Source organism: Micromonospora sp. NPDC048999, assembly GCF_040649295.1.
Taxonomy (GTDB): Bacteria; Actinomycetota; Actinomycetes; order Mycobacteriales; family Micromonosporaceae; genus Micromonospora.
Genome location: NZ_JBEZFI010000009.1, coordinates 1 through 24,090, shown reverse-complemented (window position 1 = coordinate 24,090; position 24,090 = coordinate 1). Strand labels below are relative to the sequence as shown.

22 protein-coding genes and 1 tRNA gene are annotated in these 24,090 nt (G+C 71.7%); 8 read left to right on the top strand and 15 right to left on the bottom strand.

Annotated elements, in window-relative coordinates; all coding sequences use genetic code 11:
- Positions 1 to 14 precede the first annotated feature (14 nt).
- The 6 genes from AB0C02_RS13445 to AB0C02_RS13420 form a co-directional block, all read right to left on the bottom strand.
- Entirely contained in the window at positions 15 to 2,123 is a 2,109-nt protein-coding gene (locus AB0C02_RS13445; RefSeq protein ID WP_357547757.1) for an iron ABC transporter permease, read from the bottom strand.
- Positions 2,120 to 3,103: an iron-siderophore ABC transporter substrate-binding protein gene (locus tag AB0C02_RS13440; protein ID WP_357547756.1), complete on the bottom strand. Its 984-nt coding sequence runs from the start codon at positions 3,101 to 3,103 to the stop codon at positions 2,120 to 2,122. Before AB0C02_RS13440 ends, AB0C02_RS13445 begins: the two co-directional genes overlap by 4 nt.
- A gap of 31 nt (positions 3,104 to 3,134) precedes the next feature.
- On the bottom strand, positions 3,135 to 3,959 hold the full coding sequence (locus tag AB0C02_RS13435; protein WP_357547755.1) for an ABC transporter ATP-binding protein: 825 nt from the start codon (positions 3,957 to 3,959) through the stop codon (positions 3,135 to 3,137).
- Between the two features lie 97 nt (positions 3,960 to 4,056).
- Entirely contained in the window at positions 4,057 to 5,793 is a 1,737-nt protein-coding gene (locus AB0C02_RS13430; RefSeq protein ID WP_357547754.1) for a multicopper oxidase family protein, read from the bottom strand.
- Positions 5,790 to 6,233, bottom strand: coding sequence for a DUF6220 domain-containing protein (locus AB0C02_RS13425; RefSeq protein WP_357547753.1), 444 nt, complete (start codon positions 6,231 to 6,233; stop codon positions 5,790 to 5,792). The genes AB0C02_RS13430 and AB0C02_RS13425 overlap by 4 nt, the downstream gene beginning before the upstream one ends.
- A 9-nt stretch (positions 6,234 to 6,242) precedes the next feature.
- Complete coding sequence (locus tag AB0C02_RS13420) at positions 6,243 to 7,232, bottom strand: carboxymuconolactone decarboxylase family protein (RefSeq protein WP_357547752.1); 990 nt, start codon at positions 7,230 to 7,232, stop codon at positions 6,243 to 6,245.
- Positions 7,233 to 7,375: 143 nt separating this feature from the next.
- Between AB0C02_RS13420 and AB0C02_RS13415 the strand changes: the two genes are divergently transcribed.
- Both AB0C02_RS13415 and AB0C02_RS13410 read left to right on the top strand, forming a co-directional pair.
- Positions 7,376 to 8,506, top strand: coding sequence for a sensor histidine kinase (locus AB0C02_RS13415; RefSeq protein ID WP_357547751.1), 1,131 nt, complete (start codon positions 7,376 to 7,378; stop codon positions 8,504 to 8,506).
- Between the two features lie 76 nt (positions 8,507 to 8,582).
- On the top strand, positions 8,583 to 9,245 hold the full coding sequence (locus AB0C02_RS13410) for a response regulator transcription factor (RefSeq protein ID WP_357547750.1): 663 nt from the start codon (positions 8,583 to 8,585) through the stop codon (positions 9,243 to 9,245).
- 16 nt (positions 9,246 to 9,261) lie between these two features.
- On the opposite strand, the gene AB0C02_RS13405 is transcribed toward AB0C02_RS13410, so the two are convergent.
- From AB0C02_RS13405 to AB0C02_RS13395, 3 genes are all read right to left on the bottom strand, one after another.
- Positions 9,262 to 9,909, bottom strand: a complete 648-nt coding sequence (locus AB0C02_RS13405; RefSeq protein ID WP_357547749.1) for a response regulator transcription factor — start codon at positions 9,907 to 9,909, stop codon at positions 9,262 to 9,264.
- The gene (locus AB0C02_RS13400) at positions 9,906 to 11,867 is read right to left on the bottom strand and encodes a histidine kinase (RefSeq protein WP_357547748.1); all 1,962 of its coding nucleotides are present in this window, start codon (positions 11,865 to 11,867) and stop codon (positions 9,906 to 9,908) included. The genes AB0C02_RS13405 and AB0C02_RS13400 overlap by 4 nt, the downstream gene beginning before the upstream one ends.
- Positions 11,868 to 11,959: 92 nt before the next feature.
- Positions 11,960 to 12,649, bottom strand: a complete 690-nt coding sequence (locus AB0C02_RS13395; RefSeq protein ID WP_357547747.1) for a hypothetical protein — start codon at positions 12,647 to 12,649, stop codon at positions 11,960 to 11,962.
- Between the two features lie 230 nt (positions 12,650 to 12,879).
- Between AB0C02_RS13395 and AB0C02_RS13390 the strand changes: the two genes are divergently transcribed.
- The 3 genes from AB0C02_RS13390 (at position 12,880) to AB0C02_RS13380 (ending at position 13,501) form a co-directional block, all read left to right on the top strand.
- Positions 12,880 to 12,952: transfer RNA gene (locus tag AB0C02_RS13390), tRNA-Tyr, on the top strand.
- Position 12,953: 1 nt separating this feature from the next.
- On the top strand, positions 12,954 to 13,325 hold the full coding sequence (locus AB0C02_RS13385) for a hypothetical protein (RefSeq protein ID WP_357547746.1): 372 nt from the start codon (positions 12,954 to 12,956) through the stop codon (positions 13,323 to 13,325).
- Entirely contained in the window at positions 13,313 to 13,501 is a 189-nt protein-coding gene (locus AB0C02_RS13380; RefSeq protein ID WP_357547745.1) for a hypothetical protein, read from the top strand. The genes AB0C02_RS13385 and AB0C02_RS13380 overlap by 13 nt, the downstream gene beginning before the upstream one ends.
- On the opposite strand, the gene AB0C02_RS13375 is transcribed toward AB0C02_RS13380, so the two are convergent.
- Entirely contained in the window at positions 13,484 to 15,454 is a 1,971-nt protein-coding gene (locus AB0C02_RS13375; RefSeq protein WP_357547744.1) for a zinc ribbon domain-containing protein, read from the bottom strand. The genes AB0C02_RS13380 and AB0C02_RS13375 overlap by 18 nt on opposite strands.
- Positions 15,455 to 15,776: 322 nt before the next feature.
- The gene (locus AB0C02_RS13370; RefSeq protein WP_357547743.1) at positions 15,777 to 16,598 is read right to left on the bottom strand and encodes an RICIN domain-containing protein; all 822 of its coding nucleotides are present in this window, start codon (positions 16,596 to 16,598) and stop codon (positions 15,777 to 15,779) included.
- Positions 16,599 to 16,891: 293 nt separating this feature from the next.
- Here AB0C02_RS13370 and AB0C02_RS13365 point away from each other — a divergent pair, with 293 nt between their 5' ends.
- Positions 16,892 to 17,170 (top strand): hypothetical protein, encoded by a 279-nt coding sequence (locus AB0C02_RS13365; RefSeq protein ID WP_357547742.1) that lies wholly within the window; start codon positions 16,892 to 16,894, stop codon positions 17,168 to 17,170.
- On the opposite strand, the gene AB0C02_RS13360 is transcribed toward AB0C02_RS13365, so the two are convergent.
- The 3 genes from AB0C02_RS13360 to AB0C02_RS13350 form a co-directional block, all read right to left on the bottom strand.
- Complete coding sequence (locus AB0C02_RS13360) at positions 17,155 to 18,798, bottom strand: hypothetical protein (RefSeq protein WP_357547741.1); 1,644 nt, start codon at positions 18,796 to 18,798, stop codon at positions 17,155 to 17,157. The genes AB0C02_RS13365 and AB0C02_RS13360 overlap by 16 nt on opposite strands.
- Positions 18,799 to 18,872: 74 nt before the next feature.
- On the bottom strand, positions 18,873 to 19,736 hold the full coding sequence (locus AB0C02_RS13355) for a GPR1/FUN34/YaaH family transporter (protein ID WP_357547740.1): 864 nt from the start codon (positions 19,734 to 19,736) through the stop codon (positions 18,873 to 18,875).
- A gap of 36 nt (positions 19,737 to 19,772) precedes the next feature.
- Positions 19,773 to 20,396, bottom strand: coding sequence for a hypothetical protein (locus tag AB0C02_RS13350; RefSeq protein WP_357547739.1), 624 nt, complete (start codon positions 20,394 to 20,396; stop codon positions 19,773 to 19,775).
- Positions 20,397 to 20,575: 179 nt separating this feature from the next.
- On the opposite strand from AB0C02_RS13350, the gene AB0C02_RS13345 reads away from it, so the two are divergent.
- Together AB0C02_RS13345 and AB0C02_RS13340 are read left to right on the top strand one after the other, a co-directional pair.
- Positions 20,576 to 21,805: a sensor histidine kinase gene (locus AB0C02_RS13345; protein WP_357547954.1), complete on the top strand. Its 1,230-nt coding sequence runs from the start codon at positions 20,576 to 20,578 to the stop codon at positions 21,803 to 21,805.
- Entirely contained in the window at positions 21,802 to 22,461 is a 660-nt protein-coding gene (locus AB0C02_RS13340) for a response regulator transcription factor (protein WP_357547738.1), read from the top strand. The genes AB0C02_RS13345 and AB0C02_RS13340 overlap by 4 nt, the downstream gene beginning before the upstream one ends.
- Positions 22,462 to 22,476: 15 nt before the next feature.
- Here the strand turns inward: AB0C02_RS13340 and AB0C02_RS13335 are convergent, their stop codons facing one another.
- Positions 22,477 to 23,637, bottom strand: a complete 1,161-nt coding sequence (locus tag AB0C02_RS13335; protein ID WP_357547737.1) for a hypothetical protein — start codon at positions 23,635 to 23,637, stop codon at positions 22,477 to 22,479.
- Between the last annotated feature and the right edge of the window lie 453 nt (positions 23,638 to 24,090).

Here is a 24,090-nt window from a genome sequence, read left to right as displayed (position 1 = left end):
CCGGTGGCGGAATCTCATCGAGGGCGGGCCGGCGCGCCGCGCGAGCGCCACAACAGCCACACGAAGTACGGGGTGCCGATCATGGCGGTGACCAGCCCGGCGGGCACCTGGGCGGGCGCGATGACGGTGCGGCCGAGGGTGTCGGCGAGACTGACCACGACCGCCCCGAGCAGCACCGCCACCGGGAGCACCCGGGCGTGCCGGCCACCGACGAGCGCCCGCGCCGCGTGCGGGGCGACCAGGCCGACGAAGCCGATCACGCCGACCGCCGAGACGGCCGTGGAGGTGAGCAGCGCCGCCGCGCCCAGGGCGAGCAGCCGGGCACGGTCCAGCCGGACCCCGAGCACCCGGGGCGTGTCGTCGTCCAACGCGAGCAGGTCGAGGTCCCGGCGGGCCGCGATCACCGCCGGGATGCTGACCAGCAGGGCGATCGCCACCGGCAGCACCTGCGGGGCCGTCCGCCCGTAGGTGGAGCCGGAGAGCCAGGTCAGCGCCTTGCCGGTGTTCCACGGGTCGGAGGTGACGATGATGAACGTGATGATCGCGGTGCCGCCCTGCCACACCCCGAAGCCGATCAGGACGAGCCGGTCGGAGCTCAGGCCGCGGTAGCGGGACAGCCCGTAGACCAGGGCGAACGCCACGATCGCGCCGACCCCGGCCGCCGCGGAGATGGCGGCCACGCCGGCCAGCGGGACGAAGGTCAGCAGGGACACCGCACCGATCCCGGCCCCACCGGTGATGCCCAGGATGCCTGGTTCGGCGAGCGGGTTGCGGCACACCGCCTGCACCGTGGTGCCGGCCATCGCGAGCGCCGCGCCGGCCAGCGCCGCCGCCGCGACCCGCGGCCACCGCTGGTCCAGCACGAAGGTGTACGCCGGGCCGGTGCGGCCCTGCACCCAGTTGGCGATGTCGCCGACCAGGACCCAGGTGTCTCCGGCGAGCATGCCGAGCACCACCGCGCTGACGGCCGCCACCGCGCACGCCGTGACCACGGTGCGGTGGAACGCGTGGGACCGGACGGCGGCGTGCCCGCCCGGGGGCCGGCGGGTCGGCCCGGCGTCCCGGTGCCGCCGGGCCAGCCAGACCAGCAGCGCCGCGCCGAACAGCGTGGTGACCACGCCGGTCGGCACGTCCACCCCGGCCTGGCCGCCGAGCACGGCCCGCAGCAGCACATCGGAGCCGAGCACGATGACCACCCCGACGATGCTCGACAGCGGCAGTAGGACCCGGTGCCGGTGCACCCCGGGCACCACCCGGCCGAGCAGCCGTACGATCACCGGCGCGCAGAGCCCGACGAAGCCGATCGGCCCGGCGAGGGTGACCGCGGCGGCGGAGAGCAGCACCGCGAGCAGGACGACCGTGAGCCGGGTACGCCGCACGTCCAGCCCGAGCACGGTGGCGGTGTCGTCGCCGAGGGCGAGGATGTCCAGCCGGTGTCCGAGCACCACGAGCAGCAGCACGGCGAGGCCGATGACCGGGGCGAGCTGGGTGAACGCGGTCAGGTCGGCCTGCACGAGCGAACCGTTGCCCCAGGCGAACAGGCCGATGGTGGCCTGTTCGAAGAGGAGCATCAGCAGCATGGTGACCGAGCTGAGAGCCATCGCGGTGGCCGACCCGGCGAGGATCAGCCGGGTCGTCGCGGCCTGTCCGCCGGCCGACAACGCCATCACGAGCCCGGCCGCGGCGAGGCCACCGCAGAACGCGAGCCCGCCGGCGGGCAACGCCGGCAGCGCGAGCCCGAACGCCGCCGCGACGACGATCGCCAGGTGCGCCCCCGCGTTGACCGCGAGGGTGTCCGGGGAGGCGAGCGGATTGCGGGTCAACGACTGGAGGGCGGCACCGGCGGCACCCAGCGCGACGCCGACGGCAAGCCCGGCGAGCAGGCGGGGGATGCGGGAGGCGACCAGGACCCGGGCGGTGTCGTCGTCGGCGCCGGTGAGCAGGCGCAGCAGGTCGAGCGCACCGACCGACGAGGTGCCCTGGGTGAGGTGCACCAGCGTGATCACCACGAACAGCGCGGCGGCGAGGACGAACACGCCGGCGACCCGGCGGCGGGAGAGCGGCCCGGTCGGGGCCGGCTGGGTGGCCGGCTCCGACCGGGCCGGGGCGCTGAGCTGGCTCAAGCCGCGTAGACCTTGACGAACTGGTCGATGTACTGCGTGGCGGAGAGCGGACCACCGAAGGTCCAGATACCGTCCGGCATCCGGTGCAGCTTGTGCTGCTGCACGAACGGCAGCGACTTCCAGATCGCGTTGCCGCTGAGCCCGTCGGCGAAGACGTCGTCGTTGTCCGAGGCGTTGTAGAAGAAGTGCAGGTCCGGACCCTTGAGGACGGTCAGCCCTTCGACGTCGGTCTGGCCCAGCCCCCACATCTCGTCGGTCTTGCCGGTCCAGGCGTTCTTCAGGCCGAGCTGGATGCCGACCTGGGAGACGAGCGCGCCCTGGCCGAACATCCGGATCGAGACCGTACTTCCCTCCTTCCAGCCGTCGGCGATGGCGAACTGCTGACCGGCCGCGCCGGCGTCGGCGATCTTCTGCTTGCCGTCGGCGATGGCGGCGTCAAGGTCGGCGAGGAGCTTCTGCGCCTCGGCGGACTTGCCGGTCGCGGTGGCGATCATGTTGAGGTCGGACCGCATCCGGCCGAGGTTGTCCGAGGCGTCGCTGCCCCTGGTGACCAGCACCGGGACGTACTTCTCGAGCTGGGTGACCAGCGCCGCACCCCGCTCCGCCTCCATCACGACCAGGTCGGGCTGCAACGCGACGATCGAGTCGACGCTCGGCTCGCCCCGGGTGCCGACGTCCTTGACGCTCCGGTCGAGCTTGGCGGCGCTGACCCAGGTGGCGTACCCCTTGGGGGCGGCGACGCCGACCGGCATGACGCCGAGGCTGACCAGCATCTCGACCTCGCCCCACTCCAGCCCGACGACCTTGCTGGCCGGCGCCTTCAGGGTGACGGTCTGGCCACGGCTGTCGGTGACGGTGACCGGGCCGCTGGACGCGGATTCGGAGGCGGGCGGGTCGGCCGCGGGGGTTTCGGTGGTGCCGCAGGCGCCGAGCAGCAGCGCGGCGGCGGCGACCAGGACGGTCGCGCGCGTACGCATCATGGTTTCTTTTCTGTTCGTGGACAGGTTGAGGTCAGGCGACGGCCCGGGTGGTGTGCCGCCCGACGGGTCGCGTGGAGAGCAGCCCGGTGACCGGGTCGGCGGTCACCTCGATCCGGATCCCGTACGTCTCGGCGAGGGCGTCCTCGGTGAGCACGTCCCGGGGCGGGCCGGCGGCCCGCACGCGTCCGCCGTGCAGGAGGACCACGTGATCGGCGACGGCGGCGGCCTGGTTGAGGTCGTGCAGGACGACACCGACGGCGACGGCGTCGGTGTCGGCCAGGTCCCGCATCAGGTCGAGGATCTCCACCTGATAGCGCAGGTCGAGGAAGGTGGTCGGCTCGTCGAGCAGGAGTACGGCGGTGTCCTGAGCCAGGCAGGTGGCCAGCCACACCCGCTGCAACTCCCCGCCGGAGAGCTCGTCGACCGGCCGGTCCGCCATCGCGGCGACACCGGTGACCGCCATGGCCCGACCGATCTCGGCCGGGCCATCGGGGTCGTCGGCCCGCCACCGGCCCCGGTAGGGGTGCCGCCCGTAGCCGACCACGTCCCGCACGGTGACACCGCTCGGGGTGGGGCGGCTCTGCGCGAGCAGGGTGACCCGGCGGGCGAACTGCCGGGCGGACAGGGCGCGGGCCGAGGCGCCGTCGGCGAGCAGCACGTCGCCCCGCTCCAACGGATGCAGCCGGGCCAGCCCGCGCAGCAGCGTCGACTTGCCACTGCCGTTCGGCCCGACCAGCGCCGTCACCGCGCCGGGACGTAGCGCGATCGCCGCGTCGTGGACCACGGTCGTGCCGTGGTAACCCAGACGCAGGTCCACACCCCGAAGTCCCTCGGCGCGGCTGTACCCCTCGCTCATGCCGGTTAGGTTAACCTAACCTTACTTGCGATTGTCAAGGTGCCGGAAAACTCTCGGATGCCGGTTGCGAATGGCCGAGGGTGTTCGCAACGGGGCCCTACCCGTACATCAGGTGCAGCGTCATTCCGGCGTCGGCGTGCGCCAGGTTGTGGCAGTGGTTGGCCCACATTCCGGGGTTGTCGGCCAGGAAGGCCACCCCCCAGACATCGCCGGGGCGAACGTCGAACGAGTCCAGCCACAAAGGACTTCCCGTCGGTGGCCTTCCGTTGCGGGACAACACCAGGACGTGATGGCCGTGCAGATGCCACGGGTGCACCACCAGTGATCGGTTCACGATCGTGAACCTGACGACGTCGCCGCGCCGTACGACCTGCGGCGGGATGTCCGGGTCGGCCGCGCCGTTGACGGTGTGGGCGTACCGCGGAAGCAGTCCGTGCAAGTCGAGGCCGCGGTCGAGAACCAGGGTGAACTCCCTGTCGAACCGGGACCACGGCGCCGGCAAACTGACGCCATAGGTGAGCGGATCCAGCACCGGCCACGCGCCGGTCGCCGCGGACACCGGTCCGGTCGAGTAGACCGGCCGTCCGTCGACGAACAGCGCCACCGGCGCGGCGGGCGCGGTGAACACCAGGTCGTAGCGGCCTCCGGCCGGGATCAGCACGGCGGTGTCCACCAGCGGCGTCGGGCCTCGCAGGTCGGACCCGTCGATGGCGGCGACCCGGAACGGGGCCCCGGACAGCGCGTACCGGTGGGTCGTGCTGTCGGTGTTGATCAGCCGCAGCCGCACGGGCGCCCCGGCCTCGACGGGCTCCACCTTCGACGTGGGCAGCGGAAGGCCGGCCAGCGTGTGCACCGGCACCGTGACCTCGACGCCGGTCACCGGTGCCGGGCGCACCACCAGGACACCGTAGAGCCCCATCCGCACGCCGACGTCGGACACCGCATGCGTGTGATACCAGTACGTGCCGGCCTGATCGGCGCGGAACCGGTAGACGAACTCCTGCCCGGGCCGCACCGCGGCCTGCGTCACGCCGGGCACCCCGTCCTGACCGTTCGGCACGTCGTACCCGTGCCAGTGCAGCGTGACGCCCCGGGCGATGTCCCGGTTGCGCAGGGTCACCTCCAGTACGTCGCCGACGGTGGCGGTCAGCTCCGGCCCGGGAACCTGGGCGTTGAACGCCCACGCCGCGATGTCGCGGCCGCTCACGCGCACCGTGGCGGTCCCGGCCGTCAGGGTGAACCGCCTGGTCGGTTCGCCCACGGTCCGCGCATCCCCAAGTCCATGATCATGTGGTACGGCGGGCGCGGCATTCGGGGCGGCGGTCAGCCCGGTTCCGGTCACCAATGCCGCGACCGCCACCACCAAGGCCGCCCGGGACATCGTCCGCGACTGGCGCGCACCGAGGGCCTGCCATGAGACGGCGGTGGCCGCGACGACCCCGGCGACCGCGAGCAGTCCCACCCCCGCCGACGCCGGATAGCCGTGCAGGACCGTCACGAGCAGGGCGCCGCTCGCGGCGTACCCGGCGAAGAGAAGCGGGACCGCGACGGACCGGATGTCGGCCGGGGCCCGCAGCAGTCGCGGCCCGGCGACCACCACCGCCGCGAGCGACAGTGGGGCGGCGATGAGGATCTTCTCCGCCGCGAACCACCAGCCGGCCCGGGCGAGCGCGGTGATCGTGATCGCGCGGGCGATTGTGGCGAGCAGCGCGAAGACGGCCAGCCCCAGCGCGAGCCGACGGCCTCGGGTAGCCGAGGCGCCGCCGCCCAGCCACCCGGCGGCCGCGAGGACCGCGATCACGAGGTCGGCCACGAGTAGCGAGCCGACGGTCACGCGGGCGCCCCTTCTCGAACGGGCACCAGAGCGGGCGTCGGCCTGGCCAGCCTTTGCGCCGCCCGCAGGACACTCACCACGACGTGTACCGCGATGATTCCGTTGACCGCGTGCAGCCCGGCGATGATCAGGCCGAAGGGGGTACTGGCGCCCGCGGCGTCGGTGGCCGCGTTCGTGAGCATGGCGATGAGCCCCTGCAGGACGACGAGACCGAGCGGCAGGATCGCCAGCCCGATGAGCCGACCCGGCGCCTTGGCCAGCACGGCGAACAGGGTGGTGAGCAGGGTGAGAACAGGGATGACGGCCATCCCGGTGACGCTGTGCAGGACATATGCGCCATCACCCGCTGGCTTGGTGAACGCGCCTACGGCAGCGAAGACGAACTGCAGGACGAACGCGACGAGCAGCACAGTGGTGACGACGACGAAAGCCTTGCGCACGGTGACCTCCTAGAGATGAGCGGGGGACAGGGCCTGGGCGACGTGATCGGTGGCCGCGATCGCCCCGTACGCGACCAGCCGCACGAGGTCGGCGTCGTCCGGATGGGACAGCCGCCACCGGGCAACGTCGCCGGTACGGATCGCGCTGGGCGCGAACGCCGCCAGCAGCGCGATCCGCGTCCCGACCCGGTCGGTGTCGGGCAGGTCCCGGACCAGATCGGCGACCCACTCTGCGGGCTCGGCCGGGTGCCGTCCGTCCTCCCACCGCACGGTGGCCGTGACCGTCCGGCGCGCCACATCGCCCAGAAGTTCGCCGCCGTGCATGGCGACCTCCCGCAACGACGCGTACGCGACACCGACCGGGCTGTCCCCGGCCCAACCCGGTGGTGCCACCGGGCCGCTGTCGACGAGCGAGAGGCTGCGGCCGGGCTCCTTCGGCTCCCGGGCCGTCCTGGCATAGAGCCGGCCCCCAACGGACCGCACCACCGGGGACCGCTGCAGACCGCCAGGCAGCAGATCCGGGTCCAGCAGCGCCGAGACGATCCGGTTGATGAAGTGGAAGGCGAGCAGTGTGCCGGTGACCTCAGGTCGGTGCGGGCTGTCCCAGTCGGCGGCTACCGGGCTGCGGCTGGCCTCGGCCCAGGCGGCGAGCTCGGCGTGCCTCGGCTCCGGTGGCGTCTCACCCCGGGCGATGACCTCGGCCAGCCCGTGCTCGCCGAGTGCGTGCAGCAGCATCACGTGGGCGTCGACGCAGAACCGGCAGCGGTTGGCCCGGGACACCGCCGACGCCACGAGCTCGCGGTCGACCCGGGACGCGTCCCCGGCGAGCAGGGCCTCGCGCATCAGCGTCCAGGTCGCGGCCAGCACCTCCGGCGCGGCCGAGAGCGCCTGGAAAGTGGGCACCGGCCCGAGAAACTCGTCCCGCAGCTGCCGGTAGACCGCCGCGGTGAGACCAGCCGCCGCCGATGCCTTCGCCGGGGTGAAGAAGCGGTATGTCATGGGCTCGATGCTTGCCTCGGCGGGCCGGGAAAACGTCGTGCCACCGCAGACACTTGCCCGTCCGCCGATACCGCGTCCGCAGTACGCCCCAGCTACCGCGATCGCGGGATGCTCTCTGGCGTAGGCCGTTCTACAGTGCGATCATGCGCCGCGATCTGCCGTACGCCCTCAGCGGCCTCGTCCTCGGCGTCCTGCTGCTCGGCAACGCCGCGATCGCGGCGGACGCCGCGCCGGTGCAGGCGATCGACGTCGTCCACATCCTGCTCATGGCGGCGGCCCTGGCGGTCTGCCGGCGGTACCCGGTGGTGACGTTGCTGGTGGTGACCGCCGCCATGCTGGCTCTCCACGTCCGGGTGCACCCCGGGGTGTCCGCCGCGTTCCCCGTCCTCGGCGCGGTCTACGTCGCCGCCTGGCGAGGGCACCGATTCGCCCCCGCCCTGGCCAGCCTCGTCTTCCTCGGCGGCTTCCTGGCCCACGATGTCTCGGTCGCGCCCGCCGGCCGGCCCGGCCAGCAGATCGCCGAGCGAACCGCCCTGCTGCTGGGCTGGTTTCTGGCGGCCAACGTCGCCGGGCTCGTCTCGCGACAGCGCCGGGCGTATCTGGCGCAGGTCGAGCAGCGGGCGATCGAGGCCGAACGCACCCGCGAGGAGGTGGCGTTGCGCCGCGCCGGGGAGGAGCGGCTGCGCATCGCGCGGGACCTGCACGACTCGCTGACCCACAGCATTTCCGTGATCAAGGTACAGGCCGGGATCGCCGTGCACCTGGCCCGCAAGCACGGCGAGGAACCGTCGGCCGCGCTGCTGGCGATCCAGGAGGCCAGCGGCGCCGCCATGCGGGAACTGCGGGCGACGCTGGAGGTTCTGCGGTCACCCGCCGACGGGGACCGCGTCGGGCTGACCCGGCTGGGCGAACTCGCCGAGCGGACCCGGGCGACGGGCGTGCCGGTGCACGTGGCCGTCACCGGGCAGCCTCGGGACCTGTCCGCCGAGGTCGACCAGGCCGGGTATCGCGTCGTCCAGGAGGCCCTGACCAACGTGGCCCGCCACGCCGGCTCCGCCACCGCCCAGATCCACATCGAGTACGCCCCGGCGCAGCTGACCGTCTCGGTGACCGACGACGGCCAGGCGTCGCCGGCCCGGCCGGTGACCCCGGGTGTGGGCCTGCGCGGCATGCGGGAACGGGTCACCGGCCTGGGCGGCACACTGCACGCCGCCGCCCACGACGGCGGCGGGTTCGCGGTACGGGCCACGTTCCCGCTGGAAGAGCCGGCATGACCGAGCGCGTGCGCGAGGTCCAACCAGCTCAGTCCGTCACGGATCGTGGCGGCTCCGACCGCAGGGAGGAGCCGGCGTGATCCGGGTTCTGCTCGTCGACGACCAGGCGCTGATGCGGGCCGGATTCCGGGCGCTGCTGGACGCGGAGGACGACCTGGAGGTCGTCGGCGAGGCCGCCGACGGCGCTTCGGCCGTCGAGCTCGCGCGACGCCTGCGGCCGGACATCGTGCTGATGGACGTGCAGATGCCGGGGCTCGACGGCATCGCAGCCACCCGGCGCATCGCCGCCGATGGCGACCTCGCCACGGTCCGCGTCCTTATCCTCACCAACTACGGGCTCGACTCGTACGTCTTCGCCGCGCTCCGCGCCGGCGCCAGCGGGTTCCTCCTCAAGGACGCCGACCCCGCCGACCTGTTGCAGGCCGTCGCCGTCGTCGCGCGCGGCGACGCGCTGCTCGCCCCGGCGGTCACGCGTACGCTCATCGGCGAGTTCGTCGCCGGACCGCCGCCGGCCGACCCGGCGGCTGGGCGCGACGTGCTGACCGCCCGCGAACAGGAGATCGTCGAGCTCGTCGCCCGGGGGCTGAGCAACGACGAGATCGCCGAGCGCATGGTGATCAGTCCGTTGACCGCCAAGACACACGTCAACCGGGCGATGACGAAGCTGCACTGCCGCGACCGTGCCCAACTGGTCGTGTGGGCGTACGAGTCGGGTCTGGTCACGCCCCGCCGCCGGTGACCCGGTGAGTATCGGGCTACGAGGACGAGCCGAGGCCGGCGTCGCGGGCTCGGGCCACGGCTGCCGCCCGGTCCGCGACGCGCAGCTTCGCAAAGACGTTCGACACGTTGTTGCGCACAGTCTTCTCGGTAAGCCCGAGACGTGACGCGATGGTCGCGTTGTTCGCGCCGGTCGACATGAGGGCGAGGATGTCCCGTTCGCGGCTGGTGAGCTCGGGAAACGGTGTCGTGGTGTGCTCCGCTCCGGTAGCGAAGTACTGGGTCAGCCGTGCCGCGACCGCCGAGCCGAAGATCGCCTCGCCGGCCGCCACCACGAGGATCGAGCGCAGGATGGTCTCCGGTTCGGCGCCCTTCAGCACGTACCCCCGGGCGCCGGCGCGCATGGCGGCGAAGATCGACGCATCTTCTTCGACCATGGTCAGCACGAGCACAGCGACCTCCGGCACCGATGAGACGATCTTCCGGGTCGCGTCGACGCCGTTGAGGCCCGGCATGCGGAGATCCATCACGACGACGTCGGGCCGTTGCGCCAGCGCGATCGCGACCGCCTCATCGCCGTCGGCGGCCGCCCCGACCAGCTCGGTCTCGGGGGAGTCGGCGATGAGCGAGCGCAGGCCCTGGCGGAACAGCGGATGGTCGTCGGCGACCAGTACGCGAACGGTCAAGGCACGGCCTCCAGCAACGGGAATTCTGCGCGTACGAGCGTGCCGCACGGATCTCGCCGGCTCACGACGCACCGGCCGCCGAGTTCGGCGGCCCGTTCCCGCATCGAGTTCAGCCCGACCCCGGCGCGGTATCCGTCGGGCAGTCCGGCACCGTCGTCGGCGATGGACAGTTCGAGCCGGCCGTTGACACAGAGTTGTACGGACACCGGCTTTCCCGGGGCGTGTCGGGCAGCGTTGGTCAGCGCCTCGACCGCGATCCGGTACGCCGCCACCTCGACTGCGGCGGGTAGCGGCGGCAGGTTGTCCGGGACGTCGACGTCGGCCGCGCCGAGCCGCATCGCCTGTTCGCGGATCGCGCCGGCGAGCCCGAGCTCGTCGAGGATCGGGGGCCGCAGGTCGTAGACGATCCGCCGGATGTCGCCGACCGCCGCCTCGGTGGCCTGCCGCAGGGTGGCGAGCAGCTCCGCGGTTGGCCCGTCGTCGCCGGTCGCGCGCCGGACCGTGTCGATGCCCAGCGCTATGCCGGCGAGCGTGGGGCCGAGACCGTCGTGCAGGTCGCGTCGTAGCCGCCGTCGCTCCTCCTCGCGCGCCGCGACCAGGCGTTGCCGTGAGCCCAGCAGCTCCTGGGTCAGCACGACCGCGCGGGCCGCCACCGCGACTTGCTTGGCCAGGTCGGACAGGAGCCGCCGCTCGTCCGGTGCCAGGTCGCCGTCGGCACGGGTCTGCAACACGAGATGCCCGATGGTCTCGCCCGCGAACGGCAACGGAAGCTCCTCGGTCACACCGGGCACGACTCGCCCGTACCGGCACAGGATCGCGCCACCGGCCTCGATCGCCACATACCTGAGCCGAAGGGCTTCGGCGACGGTACTGGCGGCTGCCGGGAGGATGTCCTCGGGCACTCCGGCCGCGTCCAGCCGGTCCCCGAGCCTGGCGAACGCGGCAGCCGGGTCGTCGCGCAGCCCGTACACGATCTGGTTGATCCTTCGTTGCGCCAGGTCGCGTAGCGGCAGCACGGCGAGCGCGGCGGCGACGGCGGCGGCGACCTGGGGGACCAGCCCGCCGGCGAAGAACCCGAGTGCGACGACCACCACGAGGTACACCGCGACGAGCACCACGCTCAGGAAACCGTAGACGAGCGCCCGGTTGAGCACCGCACGGGTGTCGAAGAGGCCGTGCCGGGCGATTCCGACCCAGGCCGCGGTGCCGAGCGCGATCGCCGCGCAGTTTTCCAGGATCGCGATCGATGCGGTGTTGCCGGTGGTGAACCCCGCCACGACACACGCGATGAAGGAGGCCGGCACCACGAACGACACTCGGGCGGCGGTCCGCAGGGCAATCGCGTACGGGCCGGTGTCCCGCCGGGCGAACCGCCACAGCGAGACGCACGCGAGCAGGCTCAACGGTCCGAGCACGAGGATGCTGACCACCAGGATGTCCGCGCCCGGTACGCCGATCGGGTTGTAGAGGCCGGGAACGTCGATGGAGTCGGTCGAGAGCAGCGCCCACACGAACAGCAAGGTGAGTTCGACCGCGTAGACCCAGCCGAGTACGCGCCGCCGCCGCGTGTCGAGTCGCCGGTCCGGGAACAGCAGGATCCCGAACGTGGCGACCAGCGGCACGCCGACCAGCGCGAAGGGCGTGTTCACGAGATACAGCCAGGAGCCCAGCCGGAGGCGCCCGAGGTGCACGGCGACGTCGGAAGCGGCGCCCAGCCCGGACGCGACCGGCGTCGCCGTGCCGGAGATCAGGAAGATCCAGCCGGTGCTGCTCCAAGGCCGGGTCCGCAGGATCGCCGCGCCGACGAACGCGACCGAGAGGTAGATCCCGCCGACGACCGACAGCATGACGGACAGCCAGCTCAGGTTGCCGGTGCCGATGAGTGCGAGGCCCAGCACGGCGAACAGCACGGCCACGGTGATCGCGGACAAGCTGACGAGTCGCACCTTCGCGGGCATCACCGCTGATTGTGCGCTCCGGCCGGCCCGTAGGGAAGCGCCCGTGACCAGGCCAGGGTCGGTCTGGTCACGGGCGCGGTCGCTGGTGCTCATCACGCGACGGCGACCGGCTGCCGTGCTGGGGCATCCGCGCCGGTCGGCAGGTCCCACAGCTCGTTCGGGGTGCGGGCGATTTGGAACGCCACCGCCAGCAGACCGAGGCCCAGCACCACACCGGCGGCCATGTCCACGACCGGGCCGACCGCGTGGCCGACGGTGTGCAGTACGACGTACAGGATGTAGAGAGCACCGACCCACCACGCGACACTGCCGGACCGCCACAACGCGACGCCCAGGATGATCATGCCGACGATGTGCGCCAGGACGAACGAGGACAGCAGCGCGTTGTAGACCGGATCTCCGGTGATCGCGTCGACGAGCGCCGCGGCACCCGCCTGGTCGGGCAGTTTCGACCCCTCATACAACGCCAGTTGCAAGCTGCCGATGCTCATCAGCCCGCAGAGCCAGGCCAGCGCCGACAGCCCACCGCCGATGAAGGCGAGTTTCGGCGCGCCCCGCCGGGCCAGCCGCGCAGCGTAGATCATCGCGGGTACGAGGCAGATCAACGCGAGGAGCATGAGGTTCGACGTGGCGGCCACCCCGGAATGCGCGGCATAGTCGCGGAACTGGTCCACGGCCGGCGCCTCGTCGTTGTCGGTGACGACCAGTGGGATGGCGTTGGCCACGCCGGCGATCGCGAGCGTGGCCACGGCCGCGGCTCGGGAAACGGTACGAATGTCCACGATCTTCTCCTGCTTCGATGGTTGGCCTGAGGTGTTACCCACCATCGGCGTCCACCCGTCCCGGGCGGCAGAGCCGCCTGTCCCCGCACCCTCGGGATTCCCGTTTCCTGACGGAAACCGTTCTCCGGCTTCACGACCGCCAGCACTGGCGAGGGCCGGGTTGCGGCAATCCAACTGCTTCGAATCTCGGCTGCCCGGTCGGCGGTGATCCGCGTACAGTCTCGCGGCAGCGGCGTGTAGCTCAGTCAGCAGAGCACCGGGCTGTAATCCCGGAGGGCGCGGGGGCGGGACCCGCCACGCCGGCGTGAGCGACAACGACATCCGCATCGGCCGGGGCTATCCGCTGGGTCAGCTGGCGCGTGCGCTGACGACCGTTCGGACGCACGAGGACGCGGCCACCCGAGAGCGGGCTGAGCTGCAGGTACGCCGCTGGCAGCAGGTCGTGGACGGGATGGCCGAGGGACGGCTGAACATCGGTTCGCGTACGCCGGTGAAGGGCCTGCCGACGTGGGTGACGCCGGAGGTGGCCCACGGCGGGTTCGCGACCGGCCAGCCGGCGGCGGGCGGTGCGCTGCGCCCGGACGAGACCGACCGGGCGCGGCGACTGGGTCTGCCGGCCGAGCGTCAGGCGCTGTTCTGGTCCTGGTTGAGCGACACGGGATTGTGCTGCGGCTGACGGCATGTATCCACCACAATCCGCGACCGCTGGCCACGGTCAAGAACACGGCGTACGCGTGGCGGCAGATGCTGTTCTTCCTGTCGCTGTCCGCCGGAGAGGAGCAGACCGCCTTTCTGGCAGACGCCGAGCAGCGGCTGGCCGTCCAGCGTCTCAAATCAGCTAAGCGATCGTGAGTTCGGAGTAGGTTCCGGGATCGTTTCCCACCTGGGTGGGGTGGCGTGGGCGTGGAGATGGAATCCTGCGCCCAGCGCTGCTCCTCGGGCCTGGTGGCCGGTGGTGGGTGTGCTGGTCGTGGTCACGTTCTGGTGCCGGTGTGCTGCGCGGGGCAGTTTCCGGTCCGTTGGTGCGTGTCCCTCCGGACGCTTGCCCGCCCGGCTGTGGGGCCGGGTGGGGGAGGGTGCCCTGCGTCGCCTGGGCGCGGGGCGTGCTGGCTTGCGCGCGGTGGGGCCGGTCTTCGACCGGTCCATCCCGCTGGCTTTCGCGGTGGGGGTAACGACGGCTGCGGCTTCGAGCGTGTCCACGACCGACCGGATCACCATGTGCCCGCTGGTCTTGTCGATGGCGGTCTTGGCTTGGTGGGTGAGGCCGCGGGCGGCGATGCGCTGCCAGGCGCCGTGGTCGCGGTCGCCCTGCCAGCCGCAGGACGGGTGGGGGCAGATGGCCCACTTCCAGCCCGCGACGGTCGGCTGGTCCGGGGCCTTACGGTGCCGTAGCGGGGTGAGGCACTGCGGGCAGTGTTTGGAGGTGTTGCGGGCGGGGACGGTGACCACCGCGATGCCCTGCTCGGCGGCGAGGTGTCGGATGCGGTCGGCGATCTTCCCGCGGACCTGTTGGGACAGGCGTGTGTTCATGGTGGCGCCCATGCCCGTGGCTTCCATCGACCGGAGGTCTTCCAGGTAGATCACGGTCGCGGTGGCGGCGATGGCCTGGTCGACGGTCCAGCGGGCGGCGGACCAGGCGAGTGCGTCGTTCAGGTTCGTGCGGCGGGCGGACACGTGTTGGATCTCGTCGCGCAGGACCGTATGTTTTCCGGCGAGGTCGTGCTGCTGGTCACCGCCGATCAGCCGCTGGTAGTGATCGGCCTTGGTATGCAGCCGCTCACTCTGACGTCGCAGCCGATGCTGCTTGGCCAGGACACCAGTGGCCCGGAATTGGCCACCGGCCCCGAGCGCGGTGATCCGACCGTCGGGCCCGAGGCGGAGGGTTCCGGCGCTGAGGAGGGTGTTCAGACCCCAGTCCACGCTCAGCGCCACCTCATGCCCCACGTGCTTGGCCTTCGGCACCGGATGCGTGTAGGCGAGATCGGCGCGCACCGTCCCGCCGGTGACGCGCAGGGTGGGTAGGTGCAGGACCGCTGAGGCGGGGACGGTGGGTGGCAGGTTGATCGGGCAGGCCACCCACGTCCAGTCCCGATACGAACGCGGATCAGCCCGGGTCGGCAACTGCAGGCGCAGCAGCACCCTGCCCGGGTCCGTCTCACTGCGTTCGATCGTGGCCTGCTGCCGGTCACACGCGGCCAACAGCAGCATCCGCGCAACCCTCGGCACGCCTTCCAACTCGAACACATCCACCGGCAAACGACCGTTAGCGGCGAGGAACGCGGCGGCCTGCCGGGTACGACCCTTGATCACACTGGACGCCAGACCCTGCCCGCCCGGGATCGCCGCGCGGAGCTGCTCCCACTCGACGCCGGTGCGCTTGCGCGGGTCGGCCGGCCAGGTCGTCAGTATCCCGGCGGTCAGGTCGACGCGCCACTTCACCGACCGCAGAACACGCCCCGCCTGCTCCTGCGCCATCCGCACGATCCGGTCATTGACCCTCACACCCTCCGGTACGGTGGTCGCCCAGCCCAGTCGCCGCAACGCCATCCACGCATTCGACGGCAACCTCCGACCACTCGCATCCCGACCGGAGGCCAGCACACCGACATCAGCCGCGTTCCAGTGCCCGGCCAGCAGACTGCCGACCATGCCCGCCACCAGATCAGCACACCAACCGACCCGCTCGGCAAGCACCGCCCGGGACACGACCTCCCCGGACGCCTCATCCAGCCCCGTTCGCAGCAGCACACGAGCACACGCGGTCCGCACCGCCTCGCCCTCAGCCAACGCCAACTTCCGGCTCACCCGCCACCGTCCTGGCACCACCCGGACTCGAATAACAGACAAGCCCGGCCTTCCGCCGACGCTCCCAAACAAAACGCCCGACAACGGAAATTCTATGACCACTGTGGATCGGTAATCAAATCGCTCAGCCTGACCACGTGCGGACCCGGCTGACGCCGGCGGTGACCGGCCTTGCGCACGTTATTTGCGGCGGAAAGTTCGACCCTGACGGCAGGGCCGGCACGGGCCGACGGCTGCTCGGCTGGACCACCGCGGGGCACTGGATGGCTTGACCCGGCAGCGCGGGACTGAGGCCAGCGCCCCGCGGGGCCCTGTCACGCGGTCAGTTCCAGAGCTGGAAAAGGTCGCTGCCGGAGCAGGCCCACTGGATGATGTTCCCGTTCTGGCCGACGTCCGATGCCTGGGCGTCCAGGCACGTCCCGCTACCGGCGTTGTGCAGCCCGGCGTTGGCGTCGCCGTTGGTGTTGAGCTGCCCGCTGCCGGAGAACCACCACCGTTGGAAGGCGTCGCCAGTGCTGTTGCAGGCCCACTGGAAGATCACGCCGCCGTTGCGTACGTCGGACGCGTTGGCGTCCAGGCATGTGCCGGCGCCGACGTTCTGGAGCACTGGGTTGTAGTTGTTCGCCCCGACCACGACGCGCCACTGCTGGTAGCTGTCGTTGCTGTTGCAGGGCCACTGGGCGATCCGCCCGCCGTTGCGTACGTCCGAGGAGATGGCGTCCAGGCAGGTGCCGGCGCCCCGGTTCTTCAGCTGGAACGAGAACCCGGTGATGGCGTCGCGGGCCGTGTCCAGGTAGTTCTTCCACGCCCCGTTGTTGTACGTGGACCACGGGCTCCAGTTACTGCCGTGGTTGGAGATGTTCCACGCCGCGTTGGCGTTGCACTGGACCTGGTAGGCGCAGGCGTCACTGACCTCGGAGTGGTAGTAGTTGTTGATCTGCCACAGGCCTCGGTCGATCGAGCCGGGGTTCTGGCCCTTCGCCGACGGGTTGCAGCTTGACTCGGCCATGGCGACCGCCACGGCGATCACGATCTTCCGGACGTTGCCCGCCGAGGTGCTGACGTTCTCGGTGTACGAGAAGCCGGCCTTGGCGGCCACCTTGGCGCAGACCGTGGCGGCGGCGGAGGCCGCTGCGGTCGTCATGCCCGCGGGCGCGCTATCCCCCGCGCTCAGCGATGCCGGCGCCTGACCGGCGGTGCCGGCGGCCGAGGCCGTGGACGCACCTAGCGGAACCGCCAATACGGCGGCTAGCGCCGCGACCAACAGTCGCCGCCACGGGAATCTTCTGCTTCCGGGCTCAGATCGCACACATGCCTCCCTAGGATGAGGGGTTGTCCACCGAGGACTCTGGCGGTCCACTTCGCAGCTCCGGTGCGACGTGATCGCCGCTTCCACGATACATGGAGGCATTTAAATGCAGCTATTAATGTTGTCGGGTGGGCCTTCACGGCGACGCGGATGACAGCCGATTCGGTGGCCGTGCAGACTGCTGGCGGCGGGAATACAAAGAGCTGATCGAGCAAGCCGGCGGGCGTTGGCGCCTGATCTACCTTCAGGTCGACCCGGCATTGCTGCGGGTGCGGCTGCGCGGGCGAGCTGCGCGCTTCGACGCCAGCGCCGCGTTCCCGATCAACGAGGGACTACTGGCCCGCTATCTTGAGAGCTTTGAGCCACCGTCCGGCGAGGGTGAGGAAGTCGTTCAGGCGTGGCAGTGAGGTGGGCCGTAACCGGCCGAACCTGGGTCGACAAGGCGAAGTCGTAGCGGTGGTGCCTGCCAGGCGACCGCCGCGGCCCGCAGCACCCGGTACACGGCTGTTCCGGCCGTGGCTGGCGCCTCACCATCAAGGAACGCGACGATCTGCCGCCGGACCTCACTACTGTCGTACGCGCCCCCGTGCAAGGTGTCCACCAGGACGAAGGGCACCTCGATCGGGTTGCCGGGGCGGTCGGCGAGGGCGGCGTCGAGGGGCACGAACGCCACAAGGCGTGTTCCGGGGACGGGGCAGAACATCTGATCCCGGTAGCGCCCCGGGTCGTCCAGGAGCGAACGGAGGAACGGCGCGTCGGTGTCGATCCGGAGGCCGCTGGACCATCTGACGGCCGCCATGATCGCCTGCAGCTGGGCGCCGGTGGCCAACCCCCAACCGTGCCGGGCGACGGGTGGCGGGTAGCTCGCCGCGGCGGGGTTGGGCAGTGGGCTGAGCAGAACGGCCGCGACCACATCCGGGTGCGGGCGGGTCTGCAGGTAGGTCCGGACGACGAGGGTGCCCTCGCTGTCTCCGAGCAGCGCCACGGGCTTGCCGGTGCGGCTGTGCAGCTTTGTGACCTGGGCGTCGAGCAGTTCCGCGCTGCGCTCCAGCGACTGCTGGGTCTGCTCGGCCTGATACGGCAGCGGTCGCCCTTGTGCGTCGAGACCGGCGTAGGAGAACAGCTCGAACGGGATGCTGTCGGCAGCCTGCCCGCCGCCGTCGATCGAGCCGCCGTCGCCGACTGAATCAAACCCGTCGACGTAGATGATCGCCTGGGGTGGGTCTCCGTTCCGCCGAGCAGGTAGCGGGACCGGCGGTTGCCCGGCATCCTGGAGAGCGGCCCGGCCCAGGAACCCGGCCGGGGCGATGCCGACCACGAGCCCGACGGCAACCAGCGGAGCGACCGGAACCCGGACAAGCCGAACGCGCGCCACGAGCACCGCCGGCAGCAGACGGCGCCAGAGCCAGCCGTTCACCGCGCCGAAGAGGGCAGCCAGCACAATCGGCGACGGGTCGGGCGCGGTGGAGACGAGCACCGATGCGATGGTCAGGATCAGGAACGCCAGCGCAGCCCAGAGCGCGCCGGCCAACGGCGGCGCCCCCCGCCACCAGGTGGACACCAGACCGGCCCGCTGCATGACGAGGGCAAGCACGAATACGGTACCCACGCCGCCGACGAAGAACCAGGACAGGGACGTCGCGCTGAGTGCCACCGAGACCGCCGCCCAGGGCAGCATGGCGACCGTCAGCGCAGCGGTGCCGGTGACCCCGGTGAGGAGCGCCCGGCCCCACGGCGGTCGGGGCCGCAGGTGTGACGGCCAGGCGACCAGCACGATCGCGGTGACCCACAGGCCACGTACCACGACCGAGACGGCAAGTTCCCCGGCAAACTGTGGCCACGAGTTGTGGTAGACGGAAATCCATCGCAGGTCGTGAAAGGTCGCGAAGGGCGGTAGGGCGCTCGCCTGCGGAGCAAGCCCCACCACGGAACGTAGCCCGTAGTGGGTCGACAGCACCGCCTCCAGCGTTGGCGGAAGCACGGTCAGGAGCAGGAGCGCCAGGGTGCGCCCGGACGCCGATCGCAGCGGAACCATCCCGCCGACCTCCTGCCCGCCGCCATTCCGCCACGTCTGCTGCGGCTACTCCTATGCGCGCCGGCCCGGAGCGGTCACTGACCGACCTTGACGCCCGGCTCACCGGCCACGAACTGGATGACCTGCCGCGGAGACTGACCCGGCACATTCGGGCCACGCCTCTTGCCAAGTGGCAGGACGATCCGGCGGAAGGTGCCCTCCAGCATCATCGCTGTGGCGACATACCAGCCCAGAGCAGCCGAAACGATGAAGATCCAAGCGCCCGTGGTACGCCAGCCCGAGCTGTTGGCGAGCTGACCAACCGCCAGGCAGGTGGCGCCGGCGGCGAGCGTCGCCAGCACGGCGGCGAGCCCGAGATTCTCCGCCAGCGCGGCAACCGCCCCGGACCAGGTGATGGCGGCGAGGGCCACGAACCAGTAGCCGAGCGCCACGAACGGGGTCGGCGGTGCCAGCACCCCGACGGCCACCAGCAGGTAGAGCAGTCCGTACGCGAGCCAGAACGAACCCCAGATGCCGTGCATCGCCGTAGCCAACCCATCCCGTGCCCGGTACGCCCACATCCCGGCCAGCAACTGCGCCAGTCCGCCGGCGAAAGCGGCGAAGGGAAACAGGAACGTTGGCGTCGAGGTCGTGTTGCCGTACCAACCCGCGAGGTTGGTGGCGACGATGAAGGTGGCCGCCGCGAAGCCGAAGAGCCCCAGGATCGACGGCGCCGCGACGGGCTGCAGAGAGATATGTGCGTGGTTGCGCCAGAAGTCGAACTCACCATCGGCTTCCGGCTGTGCCATATGAGTCATCGCACGCCCCTCTCGTACGCCCCGCCGGGCGAACGCCGTCGATAGCTGCGCGCGCATACCCACGGAGAGCTGTTCTACACAGCCCGCGCCCTTCGGTGGGTGGTCCCGCCGCCGTCGGTGCCCGCCCGGCTGGTCCGCCACGCCGGGCAGGTCACCATGCGGCTGGCCCCCAGGGCGTCAGACGGCGGCCGGCTCGGCGACGCTCCCCGTGGCTACCTCGCTGCGGTCCCGTACGGCGTAGATGCCGATCGCGAACAGCGCGGCGAAGAAGACGTCGTCGGGGAGGATGAACCAGGCCCCGGGCAGCCCGAGGGCGCCGAGCAGGCACGAGACGATCAGCGCGACGCCGATCCACCACGGCAGCGTCCGGGCACGCAGCACGGCGATGCCGAGGCAGATTCCGCCGACAATCAGGCTGAGCAGCGCGACGCCCCCGAAGACGGCGAAGCCGGCGGGCTCGTCGGTGGGGATGCCGCCGTGGTCGACCAGGTACGGCTTGACGAACCCCTCGATGACACCCTCGCCGATGTCCAACATCGCCAGCGCGGCGAAGATGCCGAGGTAGCCGACGATGTGCAGTTTCGGCGCCCGTCGCGCGAAGGTCAGGATCACCGGCAGCCCGAGCGCGATGATGACGTTCCCGCCGATCGCGATCCCCTCGAACAACGGCCAGAGGTGGTAGCGGAAGACCTCGTCGCCGCTGCCCGGCGCGAGGAGGTTGGCGGCGAGGTAGCCGAACGCCGCGACGATCGTGCCGACGATGAGCGCCCATCCGGCCAGGCGCTTGAGGTTCACAGTCATGGTCTCCTCCTGGGTCGCACCGCCCCTCGGCGGTCTGACATCAGCGTCGGCGCGGCGGAGCCGGTGCGTCGTCGTGCCGCGGTCGGTACCGGGTGGTTCCCGGGTCGCGATCCGTGCGGGACGAATACGACCCGCGGATGACGCCACCCGGGCCCGCCCGCCGGTAGCGTGCGGGTGTGATGCTGTGGACGGCTCCCGTTGAGTCGCCGGCGCGAGCGGAGTCGGAGGCGCGGGCCTGGCTGCGGCGCAGGCCGGCGGCGTTGCTGCCCGACGCGCTGCTCGCGCTCGCGATCACGGTCTTCGCCCAGCTCGACATCCTCTTCGACCTCGACAACTCGACCCGATACGGCCCCATGCCGCCCGTGGTGGTGTCCACCCTCGTGGCGGCGCTGGTGCTGGCGCTGCGGAGGCTGGCGCCGCTCGCCACGGCCGTGGTCGTCGCGGTCGCGATCACCGCACCGATGCTGGCCACCCCGCTGACGTTCACACTGTGGGGCGGCTTCCTGCCGCTGCTGATCGCCACGTACTCGGTGGCCCGGCACAGTGAGCGCACTCCCGCCTGGCTCGGCGTCGCGGCCACCGCCACCACGGTCGTCGTCGTGATGCTGCGCAACCCGGACGCTGGCACCGTCAGCAACATCCCGTTCGCCGCGGTGCCGTTCGTCATCGTCCTCGTCGCCGGTCGGGTGCTGCGCGCCCGGGCCCGCAGCCACTCCGACGACCGGGCCCGGGCCCAGCGGCTGGAGGCCGAGCGGGAGGAGGCGATCCAGGTCGCGCTCGCCGAGGAGCGCTCCCGCATCGCCCGCGAACTGCACGACATCGTCGCCCACTGCGTCAGCGTCATGGTCGTCCAGGCGGGCGCCGCCGAAGACCTGCTCGACCGCGATCCCGCCAAGGCGCACGCGCCGCTGCGCTCGGTGCAGGAGACCGGACGGCAGGCGGTCGGCGAGCTGGGCCGGATGCTCGGCCTGCTACGTGGGGAAGGGACGCGGCTCGCACTCAAGCCGCAGCCGGGCACCGCGGACCTGGCCGAGTTGGTTGACCACATGGCCGGCATCGGCCTGCCGGTCAAGCTCACCGTGGAGGGCCCGGCGCACCCGCTGCCGCCCGGCGTGGACCTGGCCGTCTACCGGATCGTGCAGGAGGCACTCACCAATGCGCTCAAGCACGCCGCGCCCACCACGGCGCACGTGATGGTGCACTACGACGAGCAGTCCGTGCGAGTGAACGTGCGGGACACCGGACGCACGGGTGCGGTCACGGGACCGGACCCGAACGGGGTCGGCCACGGGCTGCTCGGAATGCGTGAGCGGGTGGGGCTCTACGGGGGCACCCTGGAGGCCGGACACGCCAGCGACGGCGGCTTCGCGGTGGCCGCGAGGCTGCCCCTGCAGGCGGCCCCCCGATGATCCGGGTCCTGCTCGTGGACGACCAGGCCCTGGTCCGCGGCGGCTTCCGATCCATTCTCGACGGCCAGGACGACATCGAGGTCGTCGGTGAGGCGGCCGACGGCGCTGAGGCGGTCGACAGCGCGTTGACCCTGCTGCCCGATGTCATCCTCATGGACATCCGGATGCCGCGCATGGACGGAATCGAGGCGACCCGCCGCCTGCTGCGGGGCCGGCGCTGCCCGGCGCGGGTGCTCATCCTCACCACCTTCGACGAGGACGAGTACGTCTATCAGGCATTGCGCGCCGGGGCGAGCGGCTTCCTACTCAAGAGCGCACCGCCGCGCGAACTCGCCGGAGCCGTCCGCACGGTCGCCGCAGGCGACGCGCTGCTGGCCCCGGAGATCACCCGACGGATGATCGAGGAGTACGTACGTCGTCCGCGACCCGGTTCGGGCCGACCCGCCGGGCTGGAGACGCTGACCCCGCGCGAGCTCGAGGTGCTGGGTCTCATCGCCCGCGGCCGCTCCAACGCGGAGATCGGCGCGGAGCTATTCCTGAGCGAGCCGACGGTCAAGACCCACGTGACCCGCATCCTCGCCAAGCTCGGCCTGCGCGACCGGGTCCAGGCCGCCGTCTTCGCCTACGAGTGCGGTCTCGTCCAACCCGGCCACTGAACCCGACGTCGCCGCTTACCCGCCGACACCGTCCAGCTGCTCGGCCTCCGCCCGGGCCAGCTGTGCATCGGAGTGCAGCCCGACGGTGCCGGCGAACTCCGCGAACCGCCGCAAGTGCCTGACCAGCGCCGGCCGGGCCTTGTCGGGGTCTTCCTCGGCCCACCGGCGGGTGGCCGCGAGCGCGGTGCGCTGTGCCTCCAGGGCGGCGCTGCGCTGCCCGCCGGCCTGCCAGCGGGCCCGGGCCAGCGCGCCCCAGGCCTCCGACAACGCGCGGGCATCGCCGGACTCGCGGCACCGCTCGATGTCGGCCTCGGCCCGCGCCAGGTGGGCGAGAACGGCTGCCCGGCCGGCGTCCAACGGCCCAGCCGCTCGCGGCCGCTCCGGCAGCCCGCGCAAGCGGCCGGTCAACACCGCGCGGGCCGCCACCAGGATCCACCGTCGGCGTTGCTGGCGAAGCAGCTTCCGGTACTGCTTCGCGATCGCCATCGCCATGGGCGGAAGGCGGTCGGAGACGAGGTCCTGGCGTGCCAGCAGTTCGAGCAGGTGGATGTATCGCAGGCGCCCAGGGACGTTCCCCCAGGCGTTGACCGCGAACAGCCACAGATCGCGAAACGCGTGCTCCTCGAGTTCATCGAGGCGTCCGGCGGCGGCGAGCGCCTCGAAGAGCAGGCCGCTCGCCCGTAGCCGCAGGCCGGACCCCTCAGCCGCCGCGTACGCCTCGCGCAGCGCGGCGCGGGCATCCTCGGCACGCCCGCGCCGGAGCAGAAGCTCGCCGTACACCAGCAGCGGCGCCGGCGGACGCGGTCGCGGAAGCGTCTCGGCGTCGGCGAGCAGCCGCTCGACCAGCGCCATTGCCTCGTCGGTGTGGCCCGCCTGCCCGAGCAGCGACGCGACGTCGGCCGTGCCCGCTACGTCATCCACCTGGCCTAGAAGGTAGGCCAGACACTCGTCGACATCGCGTGCCGCCTCGGCCGTACGTCCCCTGACGTGCAGACACACGGCCCGAACGGCGAGCGCTCGTGCCATCGCCGCCGGGTGCTGCTCGGCGATCGGCCGCCGCAGCGCGACCGCCTCGTTCGCCAGGTGGATCGCCCATGCGTGCCGGCCCGCGCGGGACCAGTGCAGCGCCCGCGCTTCCCGGCGCTGTGCCAGCCGTTGCCGACGTGCCTGCCGCATGGGGCCACCTCCGGCGTCAGCGTATGGATGTCGCGCCAGCTTGACACCGAAGGGGAGATGCCCGACGCGTTCCGTCCGGGCCGCACGGAACGGCCGTGCATCGGAAGCTGACAGCCGCTACCTCTCCGTCAGCCCTGCTCAGCGGGTATCCGGCTGACGGTGGGATCAGCAACGGCGACGTGCTACGGTCCGTCACCGCCAAAGGCCGGGCACAAGAGCATGGAGGTAGACGGTGCGACGAGCCGTCCCGCGCGTGGTCGCGGTCTACGAAACCTACGCCGTCGTCCAGGTCCGGCGCGGCCGGCTCATCCTGGCCGGCAAGCTGCGTACGGATCAGGTCGGATGATGCGTGGGCTGTGTGCCGCGGGTCGTGGTCGGGCGTGGCTGATCGTGCGGCTGATGGTGGTCGCGTTCCTCGTGGTTGGCGGGTTGGGCACGGATCTGGTCGTGACG

What these genes read in the sequence shown, in the direction of transcription:
- AB0C02_RS13340 (WP_357547738.1), top strand. Translation starts at nt 21,802, where the DNA reads ATGATCCGGGTCCTGCTCGTGGACGACCAGGCCCTGGTCCGCGGCGGC.
- AB0C02_RS13400 (WP_357547748.1), bottom strand. Translation starts at nt 11,867, where the DNA reads ATGCCCGCGAAGGTGCGACTCGTCAGCTTGTCCGCGATCACCGTGGCC.
- AB0C02_RS13420 (WP_357547752.1), bottom strand. Translation starts at nt 7,232, where the DNA reads ATGACATACCGCTTCTTCACCCCGGCGAAGGCATCGGCGGCGGCTGGT.
- AB0C02_RS13415 (WP_357547751.1), top strand. Translation starts at nt 7,376, where the DNA reads ATGCGCCGCGATCTGCCGTACGCCCTCAGCGGCCTCGTCCTCGGCGTC.
- AB0C02_RS13370 (WP_357547743.1), bottom strand. Translation starts at nt 16,598, where the DNA reads ATGACGACCGCAGCGGCCTCCGCCGCCGCCACGGTCTGCGCCAAGGTG.
- AB0C02_RS13435 (WP_357547755.1), bottom strand. Translation starts at nt 3,959, where the DNA reads ATGAGCGAGGGGTACAGCCGCGCCGAGGGACTTCGGGGTGTGGACCTG.
- AB0C02_RS13360 (WP_357547741.1), bottom strand. Translation starts at nt 18,798, where the DNA reads ATGGTTCCGCTGCGATCGGCGTCCGGGCGCACCCTGGCGCTCCTGCTC.
- AB0C02_RS13440 (WP_357547756.1), bottom strand. Translation starts at nt 3,103, where the DNA reads ATGATGCGTACGCGCGCGACCGTCCTGGTCGCCGCCGCCGCGCTGCTG.
- AB0C02_RS13345 (WP_357547954.1), top strand. Translation starts at nt 20,576, where the DNA reads ATGCTGTGGACGGCTCCCGTTGAGTCGCCGGCGCGAGCGGAGTCGGAG.
- AB0C02_RS13335 (WP_357547737.1), bottom strand. Translation starts at nt 23,637, where the DNA reads ATGCGGCAGGCACGTCGGCAACGGCTGGCACAGCGCCGGGAAGCGCGG.
- AB0C02_RS13350 (WP_357547739.1), bottom strand. Translation starts at nt 20,396, where the DNA reads ATGACTGTGAACCTCAAGCGCCTGGCCGGATGGGCGCTCATCGTCGGC.